This is a genomic window from Amycolatopsis azurea DSM 43854 (assembly GCF_001995215.1).
Lineage (GTDB): Bacteria > Actinomycetota > Actinomycetes > Mycobacteriales > Pseudonocardiaceae > Amycolatopsis > Amycolatopsis azurea.
In genome coordinates this window covers 207,706-230,700 of the sequence record NZ_MUXN01000015.1, presented here as the reverse complement: position 1 = coordinate 230,700, position 22,995 = coordinate 207,706, and the positions used below count along the sequence as shown (strand labels likewise).

General features: G+C 68.1%; 27 protein-coding genes and 2 pseudogenes. 20 read left to right on the top strand and 9 right to left on the bottom strand.

Annotated features, from left to right (window positions below):
• The 3 genes from B0293_RS21040 to B0293_RS21030 all read right to left on the bottom strand — a co-directional run.
• Window positions 1-166, bottom strand: a 166-nt coding sequence (locus B0293_RS21040; protein ID WP_143254616.1) for a transposase, incomplete at its 3' end; no start/stop codon positions are given.
• A 114-nt stretch (window positions 167-280) separates the two neighbouring features.
• The gene (locus tag B0293_RS43945) at window positions 281-631 is read right to left on the bottom strand and encodes a hypothetical protein (protein ID WP_005158888.1); all 351 of its coding nucleotides are present in this window, start codon (window positions 629-631) and stop codon (window positions 281-283) included.
• Entirely contained in the window at window positions 628-1,098 is a 471-nt protein-coding gene (locus tag B0293_RS21030; protein WP_245191966.1) for a hypothetical protein, read from the bottom strand. Before B0293_RS21030 ends, B0293_RS43945 begins: the two co-directional genes overlap by 4 nt.
• A gap of 625 nt (window positions 1,099-1,723) precedes the next feature.
• Here B0293_RS21030 and B0293_RS44685 point away from each other — a divergent pair.
• A pseudogene (locus B0293_RS44685) lies at window positions 1,724-1,834 on the top strand (2-keto-4-pentenoate hydratase); the annotation flags it as partial.
• A 340-nt stretch (window positions 1,835-2,174) separates the two neighbouring features.
• Here the strand turns inward: B0293_RS44685 and B0293_RS21025 are convergent.
• Window positions 2,175-2,735 (bottom strand): hypothetical protein, encoded by a 561-nt coding sequence (locus B0293_RS21025; RefSeq protein ID WP_005158881.1) that lies wholly within the window; start codon window positions 2,733-2,735, stop codon window positions 2,175-2,177.
• A gap of 267 nt (window positions 2,736-3,002) precedes the next feature.
• On the opposite strand from B0293_RS21025, the gene B0293_RS21020 reads away from it, so the two are divergent.
• A complete protein-coding gene (locus B0293_RS21020; RefSeq protein ID WP_005158880.1) occupies window positions 3,003-3,305 on the top strand; it encodes a putative quinol monooxygenase in 303 nt (100 codons plus the stop codon).
• Window positions 3,306-3,357: 52 nt separating this feature from the next.
• On the opposite strand, the gene B0293_RS21015 is transcribed toward B0293_RS21020, so the two are convergent.
• On the bottom strand, window positions 3,358-4,938 hold the full coding sequence (locus B0293_RS21015) for a PucR family transcriptional regulator (protein ID WP_005158878.1): 1,581 nt from the start codon (window positions 4,936-4,938) through the stop codon (window positions 3,358-3,360).
• A 331-nt stretch (window positions 4,939-5,269) separates the two neighbouring features.
• Here B0293_RS21015 and B0293_RS21010 point away from each other — a divergent pair, with 331 nt between their 5' ends.
• From B0293_RS21010 to B0293_RS20940, 16 genes are all read left to right on the top strand, one after another.
• On the top strand, window positions 5,270-5,734 hold the full coding sequence (locus B0293_RS21010) for an Hsp20/alpha crystallin family protein (protein WP_005158875.1): 465 nt from the start codon (window positions 5,270-5,272) through the stop codon (window positions 5,732-5,734).
• A 10-nt stretch (window positions 5,735-5,744) separates the two neighbouring features.
• Window positions 5,745-6,263 carry a general stress protein gene (locus B0293_RS21005; protein ID WP_005158873.1) on the top strand — a complete coding sequence of 173 codons (519 nt, stop codon included), beginning with the start codon at window positions 5,745-5,747 and terminating at the stop codon, window positions 6,261-6,263.
• On the top strand, window positions 6,263-8,131 hold the full coding sequence (dnaK, locus tag B0293_RS21000) for a molecular chaperone DnaK (RefSeq protein ID WP_039918415.1): 1,869 nt from the start codon (window positions 6,263-6,265) through the stop codon (window positions 8,129-8,131). The genes B0293_RS21005 and dnaK overlap by 1 nt, the downstream gene beginning before the upstream one ends.
• Window positions 8,132-8,140: 9 nt before the next feature.
• A complete protein-coding gene (locus B0293_RS20995) occupies window positions 8,141-8,668 on the top strand; it encodes a nucleotide exchange factor GrpE (protein WP_005158868.1) in 528 nt (175 codons plus the stop codon).
• Between the two features lie 6 nt (window positions 8,669-8,674).
• Entirely contained in the window at window positions 8,675-9,598 is a 924-nt protein-coding gene (locus B0293_RS20990) for a DnaJ C-terminal domain-containing protein (protein ID WP_005158864.1), read from the top strand.
• The gene (locus B0293_RS20985; RefSeq protein WP_005158862.1) at window positions 9,598-9,894 is read left to right on the top strand and encodes a chaperone modulator CbpM; all 297 of its coding nucleotides are present in this window, start codon (window positions 9,598-9,600) and stop codon (window positions 9,892-9,894) included. The genes B0293_RS20990 and B0293_RS20985 overlap by 1 nt, the downstream gene beginning before the upstream one ends.
• Window positions 9,885-12,515 (top strand): ATP-dependent chaperone ClpB, encoded by a 2,631-nt coding sequence (gene clpB / locus B0293_RS20980; RefSeq protein ID WP_005158859.1) that lies wholly within the window; start codon window positions 9,885-9,887, stop codon window positions 12,513-12,515. Before B0293_RS20985 ends, clpB begins: the two co-directional genes overlap by 10 nt.
• A gap of 73 nt (window positions 12,516-12,588) precedes the next feature.
• A complete protein-coding gene (gene trxA / locus B0293_RS20975) occupies window positions 12,589-12,987 on the top strand; it encodes a thioredoxin (RefSeq protein ID WP_005158857.1) in 399 nt (132 codons plus the stop codon).
• Window positions 12,984-13,247, top strand: a complete 264-nt coding sequence (locus B0293_RS20970) for a ubiquitin carboxyl-terminal hydrolase 14 (protein WP_005158855.1) — start codon at window positions 12,984-12,986, stop codon at window positions 13,245-13,247. Before trxA ends, B0293_RS20970 begins: the two co-directional genes overlap by 4 nt.
• Window positions 13,244-14,935: an FAD-dependent oxidoreductase gene (locus tag B0293_RS20965; protein ID WP_005158852.1), complete on the top strand. Its 1,692-nt coding sequence runs from the start codon at window positions 13,244-13,246 to the stop codon at window positions 14,933-14,935. The genes B0293_RS20970 and B0293_RS20965 overlap by 4 nt, the downstream gene beginning before the upstream one ends.
• Complete coding sequence (locus B0293_RS20960) at window positions 14,935-15,384, top strand: DUF1931 family protein (RefSeq protein ID WP_005158850.1); 450 nt, start codon at window positions 14,935-14,937, stop codon at window positions 15,382-15,384. The genes B0293_RS20965 and B0293_RS20960 overlap by 1 nt, the downstream gene beginning before the upstream one ends.
• A gap of 13 nt (window positions 15,385-15,397) precedes the next feature.
• Window positions 15,398-15,988 carry an STAS domain-containing protein gene (locus B0293_RS20955; protein ID WP_005158848.1) on the top strand — a complete coding sequence of 197 codons (591 nt, stop codon included), beginning with the start codon at window positions 15,398-15,400 and terminating at the stop codon, window positions 15,986-15,988.
• On the top strand, window positions 15,985-16,929 hold the full coding sequence (locus B0293_RS20950) for a PrsW family intramembrane metalloprotease (protein WP_005158845.1): 945 nt from the start codon (window positions 15,985-15,987) through the stop codon (window positions 16,927-16,929). Before B0293_RS20955 ends, B0293_RS20950 begins: the two co-directional genes overlap by 4 nt.
• Before the next feature lie 74 nt (window positions 16,930-17,003).
• Window positions 17,004-18,149, top strand: coding sequence for a hypothetical protein (locus B0293_RS20945; protein WP_005158841.1), 1,146 nt, complete (start codon window positions 17,004-17,006; stop codon window positions 18,147-18,149).
• Between the two features lie 241 nt (window positions 18,150-18,390).
• Entirely contained in the window at window positions 18,391-18,510 is a 120-nt protein-coding gene (locus B0293_RS44325; RefSeq protein WP_005158838.1) for a DUF5914 domain-containing protein, read from the top strand.
• A gap of 11 nt (window positions 18,511-18,521) precedes the next feature.
• Complete coding sequence (locus tag B0293_RS20940) at window positions 18,522-19,064, top strand: 2'-5' RNA ligase family protein (RefSeq protein ID WP_245191965.1); 543 nt, start codon at window positions 18,522-18,524, stop codon at window positions 19,062-19,064.
• Window positions 19,065-19,211: 147 nt separating this feature from the next.
• Here the strand turns inward: B0293_RS20940 and B0293_RS20935 are convergent, their stop codons facing one another.
• From B0293_RS20935 to B0293_RS20920, 4 genes are all read right to left on the bottom strand, one after another.
• Window positions 19,212-19,679, bottom strand: coding sequence for an SRPBCC family protein (locus B0293_RS20935; RefSeq protein WP_005158832.1), 468 nt, complete (start codon window positions 19,677-19,679; stop codon window positions 19,212-19,214).
• Between the two features lie 429 nt (window positions 19,680-20,108).
• On the bottom strand, window positions 20,109-20,864 hold the full coding sequence (locus tag B0293_RS20930) for a GAF and ANTAR domain-containing protein (RefSeq protein WP_005158819.1): 756 nt from the start codon (window positions 20,862-20,864) through the stop codon (window positions 20,109-20,111).
• The gene (locus B0293_RS20925; protein WP_245191964.1) at window positions 20,843-21,298 is read right to left on the bottom strand and encodes a DUF6292 family protein; all 456 of its coding nucleotides are present in this window, start codon (window positions 21,296-21,298) and stop codon (window positions 20,843-20,845) included. The genes B0293_RS20930 and B0293_RS20925 overlap by 22 nt, the downstream gene beginning before the upstream one ends.
• A gap of 73 nt (window positions 21,299-21,371) precedes the next feature.
• Entirely contained in the window at window positions 21,372-21,812 is a 441-nt protein-coding gene (locus tag B0293_RS20920) for an Hsp20/alpha crystallin family protein (RefSeq protein ID WP_005158814.1), read from the bottom strand.
• A gap of 101 nt (window positions 21,813-21,913) precedes the next feature.
• Here B0293_RS20920 and B0293_RS20915 point away from each other — a divergent pair, with 101 nt between their 5' ends.
• Both B0293_RS20915 and B0293_RS43120 read left to right on the top strand, forming a co-directional pair.
• Complete coding sequence (locus B0293_RS20915) at window positions 21,914-22,525, top strand: hypothetical protein (protein WP_005158812.1); 612 nt, start codon at window positions 21,914-21,916, stop codon at window positions 22,523-22,525.
• 308 nt (window positions 22,526-22,833) lie between these two features.
• Window positions 22,834-22,941: pseudogene (locus tag B0293_RS43120) on the top strand (enoyl-ACP reductase FabI); the annotation flags it as partial.
• Window positions 22,942-22,995: the final 54 nt, after the last annotated feature.

Genomic DNA, 22,995 nt, shown 5'->3' with positions numbered 1-22,995 from the left:
AAGCACATCCGCTGGTCAGCACGTACACGATCGCGGTGAACACTTGCCGCGGATTCAACGGCGCGGTCCCGCCACCCTGCGGACGCGGCGTGAACGCGGGGAGCAACGGCTCCACCAGTTCCCACAGCTCATCAGGCACAAGACGCAACGACAACCGATCAACCACGACCAAGATCATGACGCATCAGCCACCGATCACCACGTAAGACACGCTCTAAGTAGCCGCTCTGCCGCACGCCCCGGCCTGCAATTTCGATACACGGCCTAATGCGTGAGCTGGTTAGGTGCGGCGACTTCGATTAGCTCTATCTCGTTCGTGGGCGTGCGGCGCCACAGCAGCCGCAGCGATGTGGCCGGGTCGGTAGGGCGAAGAATCGTGGAGCGGAGCCCCTCGATTTCCATGGCACACCGCTTCGGCCTTCGCCCAGTACGAGCCGTAGGAGGCGGCGGTGCTGGGGGACAGGAGCGCGGCGACGACGGGAATCCACTCCCGGATCGTCGGCATGGGCCGCCGCTGCGACGGGCCATCCTCCGGGGCGCTGGTGGCGAGGAGTTCGGCGGGGTCGACGCCGAGGCGGTTCAGCAGCAGGCGGGCGGTTTCGAGGTCCTGCGGGCTGGCGGAGGTGGTCATGATGCCTCCTCGGTGGTGGCGAGTGTGGCGTGGAAGGTGCGGAGCATCGCCTGCACGGCGGGTTCGGGGTGGACGACGAGGGCGTCGTGCTCGGAGTCGGCGACCAGGAGCATGCGGGCTCCTGCGTCGACGCCGCAGGCCCTGCGGACGGTCGCGGGCAGGCAGACGTAGGGCTTGCGGGGCATGACGAACACGCCATCAGCGCGTCGGTGGATCACCACCGACGTCTGGACGAGCGTGATCAGCAGCCGGTCACCCGTACTCCAGCCCAGGGCCGCGACCGCGCCCCTGTCTTGCAACCGGCCACCCGCGTCAAGCACCGCGATCGACAACCGCGGCCCACCGGCCCCGCCCGGCGTGCGTAGGGTCGGAAGCTCCAGCGGAACCGGGGCTGACAACGGCGGCCGGGCCCGGGTGTAGGAGGGGATGGTGCCGGGCAAGGACACTGACGAGATCGGGCGGGTCACGACACACCTCCCCGGACTGCCGTACGCGGGGAGGGCGTGACCATGATCAGTCTAGACGACCTGGCCGTACCGGGAACGCAAGAAAGACCCGCCGAAGCGGGCCGATTACTCTGTGCCGTGGAAGATCCACCATGAATATGTGTCCGAGGGGGACGACTACCCCTCCGTGCAGGAAATCTACCGTGATACGGGAGATCATCCGTAAACCGTATCAGAAGGCAAGGCGTACGTTGATTCTAGTCGTCATCGAGTGGTCGCCGTGTCGGCGAACACGTCGTGCACCTTCACTCCGACATCAGTCCTAAGCCGTATCCCCGCCTCGATGATGTGGGTGTCGATGAACCCTGCGAACGTGCAGGCTGTCAATAGCTGGCGTGGCGATGCACGCGGGAAGGGCGCGAGCATCTAGATCGGTCAGAACGCCTTGGTCCAGCTCTCGTGCTGGACGTCGTGGTTGGCTAGATCTCCTGGTCTTCGCTGCACGGGCTGGTTCAGGCTGAGGTGAGATAGACCCGTTCTGCCGTACGTGATCTGGGAAGTTTCCGGACCATCCGGTGGTGCGTGACTCGACCTGATCTGAGCACCCGGATCAGTGAGGTCCGCATTTTCCGTGCTGATCAGCCCAGGCGCGCTCGGACCGATGGTCCCCGTCGCGCCGGGCGACGTCTTCCACGGCGAGATCTCCGGCCTCGGTTCGGTGCGGGTCGGCTTCGCGACCGAAGGAGAACTGGGGTGAGCAAAGCGAAAGTCGCCGTCATCGGATCGGGGAACATCGGCACCGACTTGATGATCGGAAAGGGTAGACGGTGTGGTCGATCGGTACTGTCCAAACAGGAAAAGTGGCTGATCACAGAGACGACAACGTGTCCTCTTCGGACTGTCCCAGGTGACGATCGATCTTCCCGCATGTATTGAGAAGTAAGGCAAATGTGGCGTGTTCGGTCGCTCGCTCACACGTTGGCCGGGGGCTTTCGCGACGTCGGCGAAGGCAGACGACCAACCCGAACCAGTATTGCCCTGCTGCCAGGGTGCAACCGACTGGTCGTCGACATCGCGGCCGTGCTGCCTACCTGGCGTCAGTGGAGCAGGTCCGGCCGGACTCTGGTGATTTCCTGGGTCAGCTGCCGGACCGTGGCGAAGTTCGGCAGTCTCAGCTCCACTTCCGGGTTGGCGTCCGGCAGGGGCTTCACCAGCATGCTGTGGCGGGTCGCGAAACGACCGTCCGCGGGGGTGAACACCAGGGCCGGCAGCACGGGTTTCGAGTTCGGGGCGCCTTTGACCGGCGGGCGCGGTTCCCGTCCGCGTACGGCACGCAGCTCTTCCCATGCGATCAGATCGGATTTGCGACCGGCTCGCCACCACAGTCCCCGTTGATCGACGGCGAAGCGATGCATGCGGGGGACGGAGCCGATCATGACCAGCAGGCCGCCCAGCGCGAGCGCGCCGAAGAGAAGTGACGCGGCGGCCGGGGGGATGTTCTTCGCTCTCGATGAAGCTGACGGATGCCCGACGTCCGGGAAGACGGCGGCCAACCCGAAGACGACGAGCAGGGCCAGCCCGCCGATGAACGCCCACCGGCCGGTCCGGTATTCGATGACGGTCGTCTCAGGATCGGCGGGCCATGTCTGTTCGGGCACGAACGGCAGCGTAGCCGAAGATGGCTCCAGCAGTGGGGGTTCGCGACCTGTGCCCCGGATGGTCAGCGGATGCTTACACTGCCGGGTCCGAAAGTGTGGATGAGCTGGGTGATCGTGGGGACCGCCGGGGAGGCAGCCGCCAGCTGAGGGCTGGCCTGACAGGTCGACAACTACGCTCGATACCGGGCCTGGCGGGCTGATGCGCCGCCCGCGCATACTGCCCGATGCTGACCTCCGCAGAGATCGAACGAACCGCAGGAGGCAGGCATGTCGGTCACGGTGGGACTGCTGGTGACGCTGGAGGCGCGGCCGGGCAAGGAGGCCGACGTCGAGGAGTTCCTCAACGCCGGTCGCTCGCTGGTCGAGGACGAGCCGGCCACCTACCCCTGGTTCGCCGTCAAGCTCGGACCGACGACTTACGCGATCGTGGACTTCTTTCCCGACGCCGCCGGCCGCACGGCCCATCTGCAGGGCAAGGTCGGTCAGGTACTCGGGGCGAGGGCCGACGAGCTGTTCGCGAAGGCACCCGACATCGCGCAGCTCGATGTGCTGGCGTCGAAGCTGACTTGAAGTCTCGAGAACGGGCGCTGGAAACCGGGGCGAGGGGCTGCTCACTCGCCGTTCACAACGAGCCTCCCAGCACCTTCCAGGCTCTGGTGGCCACGTGCAGGTTGAACCTGCTGTCGACGTCATTCAGGTCCAGGTCCGTGATCTCCCGGATCCGGCCCAGCCGGTAGCGCAGGGTGCTGCGGTGGATCACCAGCGTGGCAGCGGTCTCGTCGTAGTGCCCGCCGCATTCGAGGTACTGCGACAGCGTCTGCACCAGGTCCGTGTTCTTGTGCTCGTCGTAGTCGAGCAGCTTGCCCAGCCATTCCCGCACGTACGCCACGATTTCGTCGCGATTTCCCCCGTTGTCCAGAATGCGGTAGAGGCCCAGTTGGTCGAAGGTCGTCGCACCATCGGGCGACCTCGATTTCCGGCGGATGTCCAACGCCCGTATCGCTTCCGAGTAGGACCTCGGAAAGTCACCGGGGCGGTCGCAGCGGCCACCGATCCCGGCCGCACCCGCGCCACCGAGGTTCTCCGAAAGCAGGCGGTACAGCACGTCCGCTTCCGGGCACCCGCTGACGAGGAGCACCACCAGACCCGAGTGCCGCGAGACGATCGAGCTCAGCTGGAGCGATGCGGCCGCTCGGCCCACGGCCTCGGCGACGGCGTCATCGGTCTGCACTCCATCCCAGCGGACGACGATCACGCAATGCGCACCACGCAGGTCGTGCCCGAGCACGTCGGCGCGCGCGTAGGCACTCTCGTCGTCGGTGCCGGTGATCAGGTCATCGACCAGGTCGCGGTGCAGACGCAACTCGACTTCGGCGAGATTGCGCATGTGGGACAGCTCCAAGGCCAGCACCGTCGTCGCGTATTCGAGGGTGAACATCTCGTGGGTGCCCACGGTGTGGCGCGGGTCCACGAGAGCCACCACAGCGAGCACCTCGTGCCGCGGTTTGACCAGCGAGAGCACCCGATCCCTCTCACGGACCGGGTGCGGAACCGCCGCGGCCCGCCTGAGCAGTTCCCCGCGCCGGGGGGCCTGGGGCTTCGGGTACGGATCGGGCTTGCCAGGCCCGGCCCAGGCCCGCAGGTTGCCGAACCGGTCCTCGATCGCGACCGGCAACGACGTCAACCGGTGCACCGCGTGGGCGATGCCGGGCTCGCCCGCACTCGACACGGAGAGGTCGCTGAGCATCTCGTGCACGCGCGTCTGCTGCTCGAGCCGGGCGACCGAGGCGGACAGCCTGCCGTTGAGCTCCTGCAGTTCGAGCGCGTGCTCGCGCTCCCGTCGGTGAAGCGAGGCGTTCACCAAGGCACCCGCCGTCTGCTGGCCGAGTGCTTCGAGCAGGAAGAACTCGTCCCTGGACGGCTCCACCGCCGCGTACACCACCAGATACCCCAGCAGGCCGTCCGGTCCCCGCAGCGCGAAGCCCCAGCACCAGTCGCCATCGGGGAGGACGAGCGGGCCGCTGACGCCGTCGAGGAACCTGACCTGCCGGTCGAGCTCCGCGTCCGGCTCCGTGTCGTCACGACGGCGGAGTCCGCCGGCGGTGAACAGGTACACCGCCCTGGCACCGCAACTGCTCAACGACGAGACCGAGGCGGCGGCCAGCCGGAGGATGTCGTCGGCTTTCCGGCCGTCGATCATCATCGTCGAGACCGCGAACAGCCCACTCAGAGTCGACTGCCGGCCACGCCACCAGTCATCCGTCCTTTGTGGAAATTCGTGGGCTCCGTCGCCCGCCTGCGCGGGTGCCATCGGACCTCCGACCATCGGCTACCTAGAACGCTACAGCGATTGATCCTGTTCTGCCGGGTCGATCGGGGGCGCGAAATTCGACCTGCCAGGCGCACGCGCGGGCACCGCCGTCCTTGCCACTGTGGGGTCATGTCGAGAGATCACCGCTACCGCAGGTCTCGCGACCTTTCCGGCGTGGTCGGTCTCTTCGCGACAAGCACCCGGACGAGGAATGAGGAGAGTCATGACACTGATGCGTTTCGACCCGTTCCGCGATCTCGAACGGTTGACCGAGCAGGCCTTGACCGGCGCGCGCGGCCCGCGGGCGATGCCGATGGAGGCCTTCCGCCGCGACGACCGGTTCGTCGTCGCCCTGGATCTGCCGGGAGTGGGCTCCGGCGATGTGGACCTGACGGTGGAACGCAACGTGGTCACCGTGCACGCCCGCCGCGCCCCGCTCCGCCGTGAAGGTGACGAACTGCTGGTCGACGAACGGCCGCAAGGAGAGTTCAGCCGTCAGTTCTTCCTCGGCGACAACCTGGACAGCACACGGCTGGCCGCGGAGTTCGACCGCGGCGTGCTCACGCTCGACATCCCGGTCGCCGAAGCCAGCAAGCCCCGCAAGGTCGAAATCAGTGGTGGTTCCGAGACGGCGGAAAAGCCCCGGATCGCCGAAAAAGCTTCCCGAGAAGAATCCGCCAACGTCTAGGAGTCGGACGATGAGCACGCAGCACGGCGCCAAGGCGCCATCACCGCGTCACTCGACGGATCCCAGCACTTCGGACCAGCGCCGCCCGATCGCGTCCTACGCAAACTACAGCGAAGCCGAACGTGCCGTCGACTATCTGTCGGACAACGGCTTCCCGGTCGAGCGGGTCGCCATCATCGGCTCGGACGTCAAGCTGGTCGAGCAGGTCGTCGGACGCCTGAACTACGGCGGCGCGGCGCTGCGCGGAGCCGGTTCCGGCGCGCTCACCGGGCTGCTGATCGGCTGGCTGTTCGGGATCTTCAACTGGTTCACGCCCTTGCTGGCGGCCTTCACACTGGCCGTTTACGGCCTCGTGTTCGGCGCGGTGATCGGCGCGATCTTCGGTCTGGTCATGCACGCGCTTCAGGGCGGCCGCCGTGACTTCGCCTCGGTCCGGGCGATGACGCCCACCCGCTACGAGGTCGTCGCCGACGAAGAGGTGGCCGGTGAAGCCAAGAACCTGCTCGCGAAGATGACGGGAGATGCGTGATGGCCAAGGCGGTCGGTATCGACCTGGGGACGACCAACTCGGTGATCGCCGTCTGGGAAGGCGGGGAGCCCACGGTCATCGCCAACTCCGAGGGCGCTCGCACCACCCCGTCGGTGGTCGCGTTCACCGAAACCGGGGAGCGGCTGGTCGGCCAGCTCGCCCGCAGGCAGGCGATCCTCAACCCCAAGGGCACGATCTACTCGGCGAAGAGGTTCATCGGCCGGAAGTTCGACGAAATCGGTGACGAGGCCAAGGCGGTCGGTTTCGACGTCGTCGACGGGCCGGGCGGCGTCGTCCGGTTCAAGATCCGCGACAAGCTCCACTCACCCGAGGAGATCAGCGCGCAGGTCCTGCGCAAGCTCGCCGACGACGCGGGCAAGTTCCTCGGCGAGCGGGTGACCGAGGCCGTCATCACGGTGCCGGCGTACTTCAACGACGCCCAGCGGCAGGCCACCAAGGACGCCGGCAAGATCGCCGGCCTCGAGGTCCTGCGCATCATCAACGAGCCCACCGCCGCCGCGCTCGCCTACGGGCTCGACTCGAAGGCCCACGAGACGGTCCTGGTGTTCGACCTCGGCGGCGGCACCTTCGACGTGAGCCTGCTCGATGTCGGTGACGGCGTGGTCGAGGTCAGGTCGACCGCCGGGGACACCCACCTCGGCGGCGACGACTTCGACCGCCGGATCGTGGACCACCTCGCCGACCAGTTCCAGCAGGACAACGGCATCGACCTGCGGTCGGATCCGCAGGCGCTGCAACGGCTTTTCGAAGCCGCGGAGAAGGCGAAGGTCGAGCTGAGCTCGGTCAGCCAGACCAGCGTGAGCCTGCCGTTCATCACCGCGGACAAGGACGGTCCGAAACACCTCACGACCACTTTGATGCGTTCGGTGTTCGAGCAGATCACCGCGGACCTCGTCGAGCGGTGCCTCGGCCCGGTCCAGCAGGCGATGGCCGACGCGAAGGTGACCGCGAACGACATCGACGAGGTCATCCTGGTCGGCGGGTCGACCCGGATCCCGGCCGTGCAGAGCCTGGTCCGCAGGCTGACCGGGGGCAAGGACCCGAACATGAGCGTCAACCCGGACGAGGTCGTCGCACTCGGCGCGGCCGTGCAGGCGGGTGTGCTCAAGGGCGAGGTCAAGGACGTCCTGCTGCTCGACGTCACCCCGCTGTCCCTCGGCGTGGAAACCCGCGGTGGCGTGATGACGAAGATCGTCGAGCGCAACACGACGATCCCGGCGCGGCGGACAGAGGTGTTCTCCACCGCGGAGGACAACCAGCCTGCGGTCGACGTCGTGGTGCTCCAGGGCGAGCGGGAACGGGCCGCCGACAACCGGGTGCTCGGCCGCTTCCAGCTCACCGACATCCGGCCGGCACCGCGGGGCGAGCCCCAGATCGAGGTCACCTTCGACGTCGACGCCAACGGCATCCTGGATGTCACCGCGAAGGACAAGGACACCGGCGCGCAGCAGGGCATCACGATCAGCGAGAGCTCGAACCTCGACCAGGCGGAGGTCGACCGCATGGTCGCCGAGGCCGAACGCAACCGGTCCGAGGACCAGCGGCTGCGCGAGGAGATCGACGCGCGCAACCTGCTCGACTCGGCCGCCTACCAGGTAGAACGCGCCATCACGGACACCACCCCGCCGCATGAGAAGGCACGGGCGGAGATGCTCGTCCAAGAGGCGCGTGAGGCCGTGAAGGACGCCGCGCCCCTGGACCGAGTGCGGTCGCTGACCTCGGAACTGCAGCAGGTGCTGGCCGGGCTCGGCGCGCCCCGGGGGAGTGGCGGCGGCAACGGCGATGGCGGTCCACGGCAAACAGCCGACGAGGACGACGTGATCGACGCGGATTTCGACCGGGCGTGAGGCGGATCGATGGCCACCACAGGAAAGGCGGAGGAGCAGGAGAACCCCGCCGAGCCCGGCACGGTGTCCGGCCCCCAGGAGACGCCGGCACCGGAGACCGGGGCGGACGAGAAGCTCGCCGAGCTCGAGGATCGGTGGCGGCGCGCCGTGGCCGACCTCGAGAACATCCGCAAGCGCCATGTCACGGATCTGCGGCGGGAGACCGAAGCCGAGCGGGCGCGGGTCGCGGCGGCCTGGCTTCCGGTGCTGGACAACCTCGAGCTGGCGCTCGCGCACGCGGAGTCGGATCCGTCGGCCATTGTGCAGGGCGTCCACGCGATCCGGGATCAAGCCGTCCGGCTGCTCGCCGAGTTCGGGTATCCGCGTGACGAGGAAACCGGGGTTCGGTTCGACCCGAACAGGCACGAGGTCGTCGCCGTCGTCGAGGACCCGGCCACCGAACCGAACACCGTGACCGGCGTGGTGCGCCCCGGCTACGGGACCGACCGGCACCAGTTGCGGCCGACGGCCGTGACGGTGTCCAAGTCCCAGGGGTGATGACCGGTGGCGAACGATTTCTACCAGGCCCTCGGTGTCGCCAAGACCGCGAGCGCCGACGAAATCCAGCGCGCGTACCGGAAACTGGCGCGGCAGCATCACCCCGACGTGAACTCGGACCCGGCCGCGGAAGAGCGCTTCAAGGAGATCAGCGAGGCCTACCAGGTGCTGTCCGACCCGGAGCAGCGCAAGAAGTACGACCGGTTCGGCGCGGACTTCCGCCGCGTGCCCGACGACTTCGGCGAGCGGGTGTACGCCGGTGACGCCGGCCGGGGTGGCGGCCGCGTCCGCTACGCACAGGCGGATCCGGGCTTCGCCGGCGGATTCGAGGGTTTCGAAGGCATCGACATCGAGGATCTGCTGGGCGGGTTCTTCCGTGACCGGGGCTCCGGCGGCGGCCCGATCGCCGGCGCCGACCAGGAGGCCGAGCTCGAACTGACCGTCGAGGAGGCCTACCGGGGCGGGCGAAGGCACTTGAGCGTCGCGGGCGAGCGCGGCTACGACGTCGACATCCCGGCCGGTGTGCTCGACGGGCAGCGCATCCGGCTCGCGGGCCAGGGCGGCAGGGCGTCCGGGAACGCCGCGCCCGGTGATCTCTACCTCGTGGTGCGGATCAAACCGGATCGTCGCTACCGCCTGTCCGGGCGCGACATCACGGTCGAACTGCCGGTGTCGCCCTGGGAGGCGGCGCTCGGCGCGACGGTTCCCGTGCTGACCCCCGGCGGTGAGGTGAAGGTGCGGGTCGTGCCCGGCTCGTCGACCGGGCGGCGGCTGCGGCTGCGCGGTGAGGGCATGCCCAACCCCAAGGGCGAGCCGGGTGATCTCTACGCCGAGGTGCGCGTGATGGTGCCGAAGAAGCTCGGCAAACGGGAGCGCGAGCTCTTCGAAGAGCTCGCCGCGGTCTCCGATTTCGACCCGAGGAGGACCTGATGGCCGAGTACCTGCTCACCCGTCCCGTCCGGCTCAGCCTCGACACGGTGGCCGCGCGAAGCGGGCTGCACCCGGAGCTGATCCGCCGGTTCGTCGCGCTGAGCCTGGTGGACGGCACCACCGACGCGAGCGGGCGGCTGTGGTTCGCGCCGTCCGCCGTCGACACCCTCGCGCGTGTCCAGCGCCTGCGCGCGGGCCTTTGCCTCAACTACGCGTCCATCGGGCTCGTGCTCGACCTGCTGGACCGCATCGACGTCCTCGAAGCCCAAGTCAGGAGCCACCGGCGATGGACATGAGCAAGCTGACCCGGAAATCGCAGGAAGCGCTGCAGGAAGCCCAGAGCGTGGCACAGCGCCACGGCCACACCGAGACCGACGGCGAGCATCTGCTGTTCGCCCTGCTCGACCAGTCCGACGGCCTGGCGCCCCGGCTGCTCGAACAGGCGGGCGCGGACGTCGACGGTCTCCGCGAAACCGTCGAAGCGGAGATCGCACGGCGACCGAAGGTGACCGGCCCCGGCGCCACCCCGGGGCAGGTCTACCTCACCCGGCGCCTCGCCGGCCTGCTGGACACCGCCGAACGGGAAGCCAAGCGGCTCAAGGACGAATACGTGTCCGTCGAACACCTCGTGCTGGCGCTCGCCGACGAGGGCGAGAAGTCCGCCGCGGGGCGGCTGCTGACCCGGTACGGCGTGACGCGCGAGTCGTTCTTGACGGCGCTGACCAGGATCCGGGGTAACCAGCGGGTCACCTCGGCGACCCCCGAGGGCGCGTACGAAGCGCTGGAGAAGTACGGCCGGGACCTGGTCGCCGACGCGCGGTCGGGCAAGCTCGACCCGGTGATCGGCCGCGACGCCGAGATCCGGCGGGTGATCCAGATCCTGTCGCGGAAGACGAAGAACAACCCCGTGCTGATCGGCGACCCGGGGGTCGGCAAGACAGCGATCGTCGAGGGTCTCGCCCAGCGGATCGTGCGTGGTGACGTGCCGGAAGGCTTGCGGGACAAGACGATCTTCTCGCTCGACATGGGCGCGCTCGTCGCCGGGGCGAAGTACCGCGGCGAGTTCGAGGAACGGCTCAAGGCCGTGCTGGCCGAGGTCAAAGCCGAAGAAGGACGCATCCTGCTGTTCGTCGACGAACTGCACACGGTCGTCGGGGCAGGCGCCACCGAGGGCGCGATGGACGCCGGGAACATGCTCAAGCCGATGCTGGCGCGCGGCGAGCTCCACATGATCGGGGCGACGACCCTCGATGAGTACCGCAAGCACATCGAGAAGGACGCCGCGCTGGAGCGCCGGTTCCAGCCGATCGTCGTCGACGAACCCTCCGTCGAGGACACCATCTCGATCCTGCGCGGACTGCGGGAGCGGCTCGAGGTGTTCCACGGGGTCAAGATCCAGGACGGCGCGCTGGTCGCCGCCGCGACCCTGTCCCACCGCTACATCACCGACCGGTTCCTGCCGGACAAGGCGATCGACCTGGTCGACGAGGCGTGTGCGCGGCTGCGCACGGAAATCGACTCCATGCCGGCCGAACTCGACGAGCTCACCCGGCGCGTCACCCGCCTGGAGATCGAGCAAGCCGCGCTGTCCAAGGAATCCGACCAGGCCAGCAAGGCGCGGTTGGCGGACCTCGAGAAAGAACTCGCCGATCTTCGTGCCGAAGCGGATTCGAAGAAGGCGCAATGGGAAGCCGAGCGCCAGGGGATCCGGCGGGTCCAGGAGCTGCGGTCCGAACTGGAACGGCTGCGCCACGAAGCCGAAGAAGCGGAACGGAACTACGACCTGAACCGCGCGGCCGAGCTGCGCTACGGCGAGATCACCGAAGCCGAGCGCCGGCTCGCCGCGGAGGAGGAACAGCTGGCGGGGAAGCAGGGCCGGAAGCGGTTGCTGCACGAGGTCGTCACCGAGGAGGAGATCGCCGAGATCGTCGCCGCGTGGACCGGGATCCCGGTTTCCCGGTTGCAGGAAGGCGAACGGGAAAAACTGCTGCGGCTCGACGAGATCCTGCACGAACGAGTGATCGGCCAGGACGAGGCGGTCCGGCTGGTGGCCGACGCGATCATCCGGGCCCGTTCGGGGATCCGCGATCCGCGCAAGCCGATCGGGTCGTTCATCTTCCTCGGCCCGACCGGGGTCGGGAAGACCGAACTGGCCAAGACCCTCGCGTCGGCCTTGTTCGACAGCGAGGAGAACATGGTCCGGCTCGACATGAGCGAGTACCAGGAGCGGCATACCGTCTCGAGGCTGCTGGGCGCTCCGCCGGGTTACGTCGGCTACGACGAGGGCGGGCAGCTCACCGAAGCCGTGCGGCGCAAGCCTTACTCGGTCGTGCTGTTCGACGAGATCGAGAAGGCGCATCCGGACGTGTTCAACACACTGCTCCAGGTGCTCGACGACGGACGGATCACCGACGCGCAGGGCCGGACGGTCGACTTCCGCAACACGGTGATCATCATGACCTCCAACATCGGCTCGCAGCACCTGCTCGACGGGGTCACCTCCACCGGTGAGATCAAGCCGGACGCCCGGGACGCCGTGCTGGCCGAGCTGCGGCACCAGTTCCGGCCGGAATTCCTCAACCGTGTCGACGACATCGTGCTGTTCACCCCGCTCGGGCGGTCCGAGATCGAGCGGATCGTCGACCTGCAATTCGACGAACTGCGCCACCGGCTGGCCGAACTGGACATCTCGGTCGAGCTCACCGCGGAGGCTCGGAAGCTCATCGCCCAGCATGGGTTCGATCCCGTGTACGGCGCCAGGCCGCTGCGCCGGTACATCTCCCACGAGGTCGAAACCAGGATCGGGCGCACGCTTCTGCGCGGTGAACCGACCGAGGGACTGGTGATCACCGTCGACGCCAAGGACGGCGAACTCGTCGTCACCTACAGCGGGAGCGAAGGGAGGTCCGCGGCATGAGCACCGACACGGTCGTCTGTGAACACTGCGGCCACAAGAACCGGGTCCCGGCGGCCGCCGCGGGCAAACCGAAGTGCGGCACTGCCATGAGCCGCTGCCCTGGATCGTCGACGCAGGCGAGACCGACTTCGCGGAAGTCGCGGAGCGGGCGACGATGCCGGTGCTGGTCGACCTCTGGGCCGCCTGGTGCGGACCCTGCCGACAGGTCAGCCCCGCGCTGGCCCAGCTGGCGCGGGAGCGGGCCGGAAAGGTGAAGCTCGTGAAGGTCGACGTGGACAAGGCACCCGGGCTGGCCCAGCGGTTCGACGTGAAGGCCGTGCCGACGCTCATGGTGCTGCGCGGTGGCGAGGTCGTCGCGCGGCAACCGGGCGCCGCGCCCGTGAACGTGCTTCGCGAGTGGCTCGACCAAGCGCTGGCACGGCCGGAGAACACCCAGAAAGCCAAAGCGGATCAGGGAAGTGACGTGCGATGACCGACCTCGTCGACCGGCATCTCGGGTTCATCCGGCACGTTGTGCCGCGAACCCCGCAGGGTTGTGAGGAGTGCCTGGCCGCCGGCACGCCATGGCTGCACTTGCGGCTGTGCTTGACCTGTGGACACGTCGGCTGCTGCGACTCGTCGCCGATGAAGCACGCGGGCAAGCACGCACACGCCATCGGGCACCCGATCGTGCGCTCGTTCGAGCCAGGGGAGTCCTGGCGCTGGTGCTACATCGATCAGACATTCGTATGACCGCCTCGACGGGAATCGACCTCGGCGCGCCGCTGACCGAGACCCCGGACACCTGCGGCGCGTTCCCCCGGCTCACGGACGAGCAGATCCGCGCGCTCGGCAAAGCGGGGAAACGCCGTCCGGTCGACGCCGGTGAGGTGCTGTACGCGCAGGGAGGGCGGCCGTCCGAGTTCTTCGTGATCTTGAGCGGCAAGGTCGCCGTGACCGAAGGAACCGGGGACGACACGGCGGTCGTCCGTGTGCACGGGCCTCGACGGTTCCTGGGCGAGCTCGGACTGCTCGAAGGGCAGCCCGCGTTCGTCGGCGCCGTGGCCGCCGAGCCCGGCGAGGTGCTCGCCATCCCGGTGAGCGCGGTGCTGCGCCTGGTGCTCGGCGATCCGCTGCTCGGCGACCTGATCCTGCGTGCCTACCTCGTGCGCCGGACGCTTCTCATCGGAGCCGGGAACGGACTGCGGATCGTCGGCTCCTGCTACTCCCCGGACACCAGGCGGCTGCTGGACTTCGTGGCGCGCAACCGGCTCCCGTACCGGCTGGTCGACGTCGACAAGGACCAGCAGGCCGAGGCGCTCCTACGGCGCTTCGGCGTCGCCGTCGCGGATACGCCGGTGGTCGTGGCGAACGGCGCCGAAGTGCTGCGGAACCCGAGCACCGCCGAGCTGGCCGGGAAAATCGGGTTGCGGCCGCCGGAACCGGAAAACGGTGTGCGGGACCTGCTCGTGGTCGGCGCCGGGCCCGGTGGGCTGGCCGCGGTCGTCTACGGCGCGTCCGACGGGTTGCGGCTGTCGGCGTTCGACGCCACGGCCGCAGGAGGCCAGGCCGGGACGACGTCGCGCATCGAGAACTACCTCGGCTTCCCGCCGGGGATCTCCGGTGCGGAACTGGCCGAGCGGTCAGTGATCCAGGCGGCCAAGTTCGGGGCGCGGGTCGCCGTCCCGGCCGAGGCGCGCACGCTCGAAGCACGCGACGGCCACTACGCCGTCGGATTCGACGAGGGCATCGAGATCGTTTCCCGGGCCGTCGTGATCGCCACCGGCGCCCGCTACCGCCGGCTCGTCGTGCCCGGCATCGAGAAGTTCGAAGCGTCCAGCATCTACTACGCGGCGACTCTGCACGAAGCGCGTCGATGCCAGGCTTCCCCGGTGGCCGTGGTCGGCGGTGGCAACTCGGCAGGCCAGGCGGCGGTGTTCCTCGCGGAAGGTTCGCCGGAGGTCTTTCTGCTGGTGCGCGGCGGCGACCTCGCCGCGAACATGTCCCGCTACCTCGTCGACCAGGTCGAACGGCATCCGCGGATCACCGTGCTCGCCCACACCGAAGTCCATGGGCTCGTCGGCGGCGGCACCCTCGAATCCGTGGTCGTCGAAAACAACCGCACCGGCGAGCGCCGCGTCCTCGACGCCCGTGCGTTGTTCGTCTTCATCGGGGCTTCCCCGCACACCGCCTGGCTTTCGGGGATGGTCGCCCTCGACGAGGACGGGTTCGTCCGCACCGGGGCCGACGCCGCCGGTTTCCGGGACTCCGACCTGTGGCGCGGGGTGCATCGCGCACCACTGGTGCTGGAAACGAGCAGGCCCGGGGTGTTCGCGGTGGGGGACGTACGCCACGGCTCGGTCAAACGGGTGGCTTCGGCGGTCGGGGAAGGCGCCATGGCCGTCCGGTTCGTCCACGAACATCTCTCACAGGAGGTCTGATGCCGGTCATGGGTGCGGCGAGGTTCGAGCGGTTCTTCCGGATGGCCGCGAGCCTGGACGTCGACAAGAGCGATCTGAAACGTTACGACGAATTCCTGGACCGCGAGATCCACGATCTCTTCGTGGTCGCCAAAGCCACGGCCAAGGCCAATGGGCGGGATGTCATCGAGCCGAGCGACCTGCCGGTCACCAAGGGACTCCAGGAGCGCATGCACGAATTCGCCAAACTGGAGGAGGACCTGGAAGTCGCGCCGCTGCTCGAGCAGCTCCTGGCGCGTCCCCCGCTCGGGATGGCGCTCTCCGAAGACACCGAGGCACGGCTCCCGGCCATCGCCGGCGGTCTCAGCGTGGCGCTGGCCCAAGCGTTCAAGATCATCGACCCGCGCGTGAAGAACCCAGGCTCCGCCGAATGGGATCAGGTCTTCCGGATATTCGAACTGCTCCTCTGAAAGGGCGTCAGGCATGGTCAACGGACTCTCACTCGACCTCGATCAGCCGGCGTACGTGGCCGCGTTCGCCGAGCTGCAACGCCTCACCGGGCGGGCGCGTGGCGCACCACTCGACGTCGCCGGCATCGCCGGCAACTTCACCGTCACCTCGACCTTGCGCGACGACCACTACACCGTCGTCACGGTCGGCGGATCGATCGACGCGCGGGCACTCCGCCTGCTGGCCGCGCACTTCGCCGGGCTGATCCACGCCGGCACGCGGCACCTGGTGGTCGACCTGTCCCAGGTCGGGCAGGTGGACGATGGCCTGCTCGAACTCGTGCACCGGGTGGAGGACAGGCTGACCGCGCTCAACGGCCTGTTCGAGCTGACCGGGCTCGCGCCGCCCGTGCTGTACGCGATGGACGACACCCTGCTGAGCGAGGTGTTTTCCTGGTACCGCTCCATCATCGACGACCCGAGACCGCGTGCCGCGCTGTGGTCGTCACTGCGCTGCCCACACGGACTCGAGGACGTCGCGGAGCCCGGATCCGCGGCGCGGTACCGGACTTTCATCGACACGGCCGCCCACGGCCGCGGCGAGCGGTGGGGGAGGCGCAGGTGAGTGTGATCGCCGAACGCCCGAAGCGACGCATGTGGCTCCGGATGTTCGGAGCAGGCCTGGTCCTGTGGATCCTGTCCGCGCTGGTCACCTACCTGACCGGAAACCCCAACCTCATCCCTACCCTGGTGCTGCTCGGCAGCTTCCTGGTACCGGTGACCTTCGTGGCGTGGGCGTTCGAACGCCGCGACTCCGGCGAGATCACCGCCGAACTCGTGTTCCGCACGTTCATCGTCGGCGGCGTGCTCGGCGTGCTCGGCGCATCGGTGCTCGAGACGTATCTGCTGTACCCGTCGGCGTGGCTGTACGTCGGCGTCGGCCTCATCGAGGAAGCGGTCAAACTGGCCGCGCTCGCCTTGCTGACCCGGCACTTGGCCGTGAAGTCCATGCGCGACGGGCTGATCCTCGGCGCGACGGTCGGGTTCGGGTTCGCCGCCCTGGAGTCGGCCGGGTACGCGCTGACCGCGCTGTTCACCCCTCAGGGACTGTCACTGACGGATTTGGTGACCACCGAGCTGCTGCGCGGGATCCTGGCCCCGGTCGGGCACGGGCTGTGGACCGCCGTTCTCGGCGGGCTCCTGTTCGCGTGGAGCACCCGGGCCCACTTCGTCCTCACCGCCCGGCTCGCCCTGGCCTATCTGGGTGTTTCGCTGCTGCACGCGCTGTGGGACTCGATGTCCGTGATTTCCCTCTACGTCACGCTTCTGCTGACCGGTCAGTCGTGGCAGTACGAACTGCTGGCCCGTGGCCTGCCTGCGGCGCCGACCGGTGCACAGGTCGGGCTGTACACGACGCTGACCTGGGTGGGGCAGGGCCTGATCGCGGCGATCGGGGTGGCGTGGCTGCTGGTGCTGGTCGCGCGGGCACGCCGGGAACGGCGGGGCACGCCACCGGCACGGGCCTACCGCGTGGCGACCTCCCGGCATCCCGCGCTGCCCCTCTGACGCCCTGCCCGACCCGGCTGGTTTGGCCGGCACCCGTCGGGGAAACCAGGTGCCGAGGAGAGAGGGGAAACCACATGAACGCGCCGCACCAGGTGGCCGTCGGGGTGTTGGCCGACGAAGGCCAGCCGGAGCAGGTGATCACCACCATCGTCGACGAGCTACCGGAAACCTTCGCCGCTTTGGTGAGTGGGCAGACGCGATGGCGGGTGGAGCACGAGGTCGACCAGTTGCCGCTGGACGAAGACGGTGACATCCCCATGCGCACGCTGTCGGAGCGGCACCGTCAGCGCCGGGGCTGGGATCTGCTGGTGCTGGTCACCGATCTGCCTCGGCGTGCGGGGACGAAACCCATCGTCGCCGGTGTCGATGTCGAGCACGGTGTCGCGATGATCTCGCTGCCCGCGCTGGGCGCCGTCCTGGTGCGGCGCCGAGTACGAGCGTTACTGGTTCGCGTTGTGCGGCAGTTGGTGTCACGGCGGTCCGGGGATCACGGCGGGCAGGGTGCCGCGGCATGGCTGCGTGAGGCGCTGGCCCCTACGCAGTTCCTGGCCGATGACAGAGCGCCGTCCGCGACACACGTCGCCCTGGTCGGGCTTCGTGGCCGGCTCCGGCTGCTGGCCGGGATGGTCCGAGACAACCGTCCGTGGCGGCTCGTCCCGCACCTCGCGGGTGCCACCGCGGCGGCGGCGGGCACCGCGGCCTACGGCATCATCACCAGTTCGTTCTGGAAGCTCGCGGACGCGCTGCCCCCGCTGAGGCTGACAGCGATCACGGTGGTCACCGTCCTGATCATGACGGTGTGGCTGACGGTGTACAACCACCTCTGGGACCAGCCTTCCGAAGCTGCCGAGCGACGCAAAGCGCTGCTGTACAACGTCTCCACGGTGACCACGCTGGCGATCGGAGTGGCGTGCATGTACGCGATCCTGTTCGTGCTCGCGCTGCTCGCGGCGGCCGTCCTGATCGACAGCGGCTATCTCGCTCAGACGCTCGGGCACCCGGTCGGTGTGGGTTCGTACCTGAACCTGGTGTGGTTGTGCAGTTCGGTCGGCATCGTCGCCGGCGCCTTGGGATCGAGCTTGGAAGACGAAGAGACCGTGCGCGGCGCGACCTACAGCCGCCGCGAGCAGGAACGTCAGGAACGAAACCAGCGCCGACAAGAACACCGGAGGACCACGAACAGGAACCCCTCCGCGCAAAACTCGGCCAAGGACAAGTAAGCGACCGCGAAGTTCGGGCACGCCCGGAGTCCGCACGAGCTGAACTGTCCGACATGTTCGCCCTGCCGACACTCGACTCTGTGAACACCCGGTCCGCTGTCGAAGCGTTGCGGTATCGCTTCAGCGGCCTGAGAATGACTGTCGTGGACGTTGTCGTCGGGCAGGAGAGCCACAGTGGACTTCAGGCGTCGAGTGCTCCGGGCGTTGCGACCATCGCCACGTCCGACCGGCCGGTTTCGCGATGGCCACCAGGATCGCGCCGGTCTTACGTCCTCTCCTGCGCCGGGCGTCCGCCTGGCTATGGCGGGACGACCTCGCCTACGCCGAACGTCGTTATGCGTTGAGAACCGGCCGAAAGTGAAGGACCCCTTCGTGTCGCGGATTCCAGCGGACGTGGCCGGGCTGCCATTGGTGGTCACCGCCACGGTCGACATGGACACCCAGGAGTACTGGGACCGGTTGCGCCGCACCTGGTTCCCGCCTGACCGGCTCAAGGTGGGAGCGCACATCACGCTTTTCCATACTCTTCCTGGAGACCATCTCGACTCGGTCGGCGGGGACTGTGCCGTACTGGCCGGCGAGACAAGCCGGTTCACGCTGGCGGTGACCGGGGTCCGGTCGCTGGGGAGCGGGGTCGCGCTCGTGCTGGACTCGCCCGAGCTGGTTTCCGTCCACAGTGGCCTGAGAAGCCGATGGCTCCGTTGGCTCACACCCCAGGACAGGCAACCTTTGATGCCTCATGTCACAGTCCAGAACAAGGTCGGCGCCGCCACCGCCGCGGCTACCCTCTCGACCCTCCGGCAGGAGATCACGCCCAGCACGGCAAGGGTGACCGGCCTGGCCGTCTGGCGTTACCTCGGTGGTCCTTGGGCACCGATCAGCAGGCACGAGTTCTCGGGAACCGTGCCCGCCTAGGCGTTTCGGACTTCGGACGATGTGGCCGGCCCCGTGTCGAGGGACCGGCCACATCGTGTGCAAACGGCCTGGGTCGGGAGAACCGGCCGTCCTCCTCACCATTTGGTCGGGCAGCGACCCTGGTGTGGTGAGGTGGTCTGATCGGGGCTAGGACTGGCCAGGGCGTTGCACGTCGCCGCGCCAGGCGCCGGTCTCGGAGCCGCCGCGGTTTTCGAGAAAGGTCTTGAAGCGGTCGAGGTCGCCTTGGACGCGGCGGTCGAGGATGCCGAGCTTGTCGGCGACGTTCTCCACGAATCCTTCGGGATCGATGTCCATCTGAACGGTGACCCGGGTCTGGTGTTCGTCGAGGCGGTGCACGGTGACGACGCCGGCGTGGTTCGGGCCGTCGTCGGACTTCCACGCGACGCGTTCGTCCGGGTGCTGCTCGGTGATGGTGGCGTCGAATTCCCTGGAAACGCCTGCCACGGTGATGGTCCAGTGTGTGTGGGTGTTGTCGCGCTCCTCGACCCGCTCCACGCCTTCCATGAAGTGGGGGAAGTCGGCGAATTGGGTCCATTGGTTGTAGACGTCGCTGACCGGCGCCTCGACATCGACGGACTTGGTGATCGTGCTCATCAAGCGCCTCCCTTGGGTGCTGGCCTGTTTCGTGTCCGCCTCCTGATACCCCGCCATGTCCGCTCGAAACCAGGGAAGTCGTCGCCGAACCTTGTCGCCGGCGACGATCGGGACGAAGGATCGATCGACCGGGATCCACTCGTCATCAGGACCTTCAGTGGTACACCGCGATCGGCGAAGTGAGCGCGACATTCCCCGCGCGCTCCATTTCGATGACACGACCTACGTGTGCGGGGCCCACCGGAATACGAGTTCCCTGCAAAGAGTGCTCGTGTCCGGCTCATACGGTCGGCTTGGCCACTTTCCCGCGAACGGCAGGGTTTCCACCGGGAGTTTTTCCTCACCAACGGAAAGCCGACCGCCCTGTAGCGCGGTGGGTGCGTACACAGCACCCACCGCGGTCGACGCACTAGCGGGGCCACCGGGCGGCTAGCCGCTCTCGACGGCTCCCAGCCGGTTCTCGTGGCCGGAGACTACGGAATGGACGAAGTGGGAGGCGACCTCGTGGAGTTTGGTGTTGCTGTGCTGGGATTCGGTGACGAGCAACCTGAACGCGTCGTCGGCCGAGACCTTGTGCACGGCCATGAGGATGCCTTTGGCCTGCTCTATCACGCCCCGGGTACGCATGGCTTCTTCGAGTTGGACGACGAGCCTGCGGGTGTCGCGATAGCGGCGGGCGGCGCGGAGACTGGAGGAGACGACCGTGGTGTACAGCTTCAGCAGTTCCGAATCGCTGTCGCGGAAACCGTGGTCGCCGAAACCGAAGAGGTTCAGCGCGCCGGAAAGCGTCTCGTCGATGTGCAGCGGCGCGGCGAGATAGCTGCCGACTCCCAGTTTCCGTGCCGTGGCGGCGAAATCGGGCCAGGCCTGGTCCGCGGCCGGCATCGAGAGCCGGACGATTTCGCCGCTGCGGGCCGCTTCCAGGCAGGGGCCGTCTCCGAGGGCGTACTGGGCGCGATCGATCTCCTCGGTGCGGTCGTCGGTACTGGCGGCGGTCCGCGGCCGACCGGTGTGGATCGCGGTGACACTGGCCAGATCCGCATCCGGAATCGCTCGCACCGCCTGGGCGCAGACGGCGTCGAGCAGTTCTTCGTCGCCTGATTCTGTTTCCAGCGTCTCGGTCAATGCGGCCAAGGCCGCGTTGACCTCGTCCAAGTACCCGTTCACCGAGGATTCGTTCGGCATGGTCTTCCTCTTGGTTCCGTCCTGCCGAGCGCCAGTTCGAGGTCGGCGTGGCAGGTGGCGCCGCGGTGTGACGGCGGTGTGAGCTGTCCGACGTAGCGATCGCCCGAGCGGAGGGCCTGGACGAAGCGCGCGACCCTGGCCGCCGTCGGGGCGATGGTCTTCCCGCCGAGGTAGCAGACGACGATGAGATCTTCGCCGGAATGCGTTTCGATCGCGATCGCCCAGCCGTGGACCTCGTCCCAGAGCAGGGCGACGTCCCGGTCGGGGTGGCCGGGGAGCCTGCCGTCGAGGGCGACGTAGGCCGAGACGGGGGTGTCGTGGTCGACGATGCAGGATTCGGGGCCGATCCCGAGGGCGTCGGTGACTTCGGCGAGGTAGTCCCAGAGGGCGGCGAGAGCGGGGTGCCGGGCCGGCGCGAGGAGCGACGCGGTCAACGGGGGTGTCCTTTCTTCCACGGCTGTCCGTGGTGGGACCGGTGATCGGCCGGTCCCACCACGGACACGGCGCTCAGGCCTGGATTTCCTTGCGGTCGGTCTCGGAGCCGCTGATCTCGATGCGCCGCGGCTTGGCCTTCTCGGCGATCGGGATGCGCAGGGTCAGCACGCCTGCTTCGTAACCGGCCGCGATGCGGTCGGTGTCGAGAGTGTCGCCGAGGAACAGCTGCCGGGAGAAGACACCCAGCGGACGTTCGGAGACCTGCATCTGGACGTCTTTCCCTGGGGAGGGCCGCCGTTCGGCCTTGACCGTGAGGACGTTGCGCTCGATGTCCAATTCGATCGCGTCGGCGGCGACGCCGGGAAGGTCGAAGCAGACGACGAATTCGTCGCCGTCGCGGTAGGCGTCCATCGGCATCATGGCCGGTTTGGACCAGGTTCCCGGGTTCGCGGCGCCGAACACCTGCTGGGAGAGCCGGTCCAGCTCGCGGAACGGGTCGGTGCGCATCAACATCGGGTTCCACCTCCTGGGTTCGTTGTCTGGTGTCAACACGCCCCTCTGTTCTAACATGTCATCGAAGCGATGACAACATCGGAGTCGTCGAAAGGATGACAATGGTCGAGACTGACTTCACGCGCCGGTCGCGTGACCTGTACGAGGTGGTGATGACTGCCCGTTCCAGCGCTGTCGAGCCGGTGACGCTCTTGGCCGCACTGGAGTCCTTACGGGTGCTACGAGAGGAGTTCGCCTCCTGGGAACCGGAATTGATCGAGGCGGCCCGCGCGGAAGGGGTCAGCTGGGCCCTGCTCGCCCCCGCGCTGGGAGTCGCCAGCCGTCAGGCGGCGGAACGCCGGTTCCTGCGGCTGAGGCCGTCCGACGGGGGCGAGCGGACGGGGGAGGCGAGGGTGGACGCCGAACGTGACCGTCGCGCGGGCGATCGAGCTGTCGCGGAATGGGCTCGGCGCAATTCGGCGATGTTGCGGCAGGTGGCCGGACAAGCCGGCGCGGTGGAAGGACTGAGCGCGGAAGGCAGGAAGAGCGCCGACAAGCTCAACACGGCACTCGGCGAAAACGACGTGGCCGATCTCCTGACTCCACTGGCGGACATGCGAGACCACCTGACGGCCGATCATCTCCACCTCGCCGATCGCCTCGGCGCGATCAGCGAACACACCGGGCAAGTACGGCAAGACGCCCTGGACAACCGTCGGCGACCCACGACCTGACACTCGTCATCCCGCGGCTGGACCCTGCCCGTCAGCGCGTCTCGACGATGCGGTTGAACTCGGCACAGGCTCGCTCGACCTTGTGCTGTGGATACTCCGGCAAGGATGCGACCGCCTCTCCGTTTCCCTGCGGGCGGCGAATAGCGCACGCCGACTTCGATGCCGGTCCGCCCGGAGCCCTTGTCGTGGAAGCGGACCACTCCGGAATTGACGACGTCGGGATCGGTGTTCTCGGCGGTGGTACAGGCGATCGCGTGCGGAGCCTGGTCTTCGGGATCCATTCGACGGTGCCCGCCGCCGCAATGTGCCCGGATCCGGCAGCGCGGAGCGTCTGCGCGTTGCTGTCGGACTGGCTCCCGGCCACGACCGGGGCGATGATCATGGTCGACGGCGGTGTCCACGCCCTCGGCGTCTGAGCCCGCGCCGCGGCCACCGCTCTTCCAGCCTCTCCCGGTTGAACGGGCTGCCGT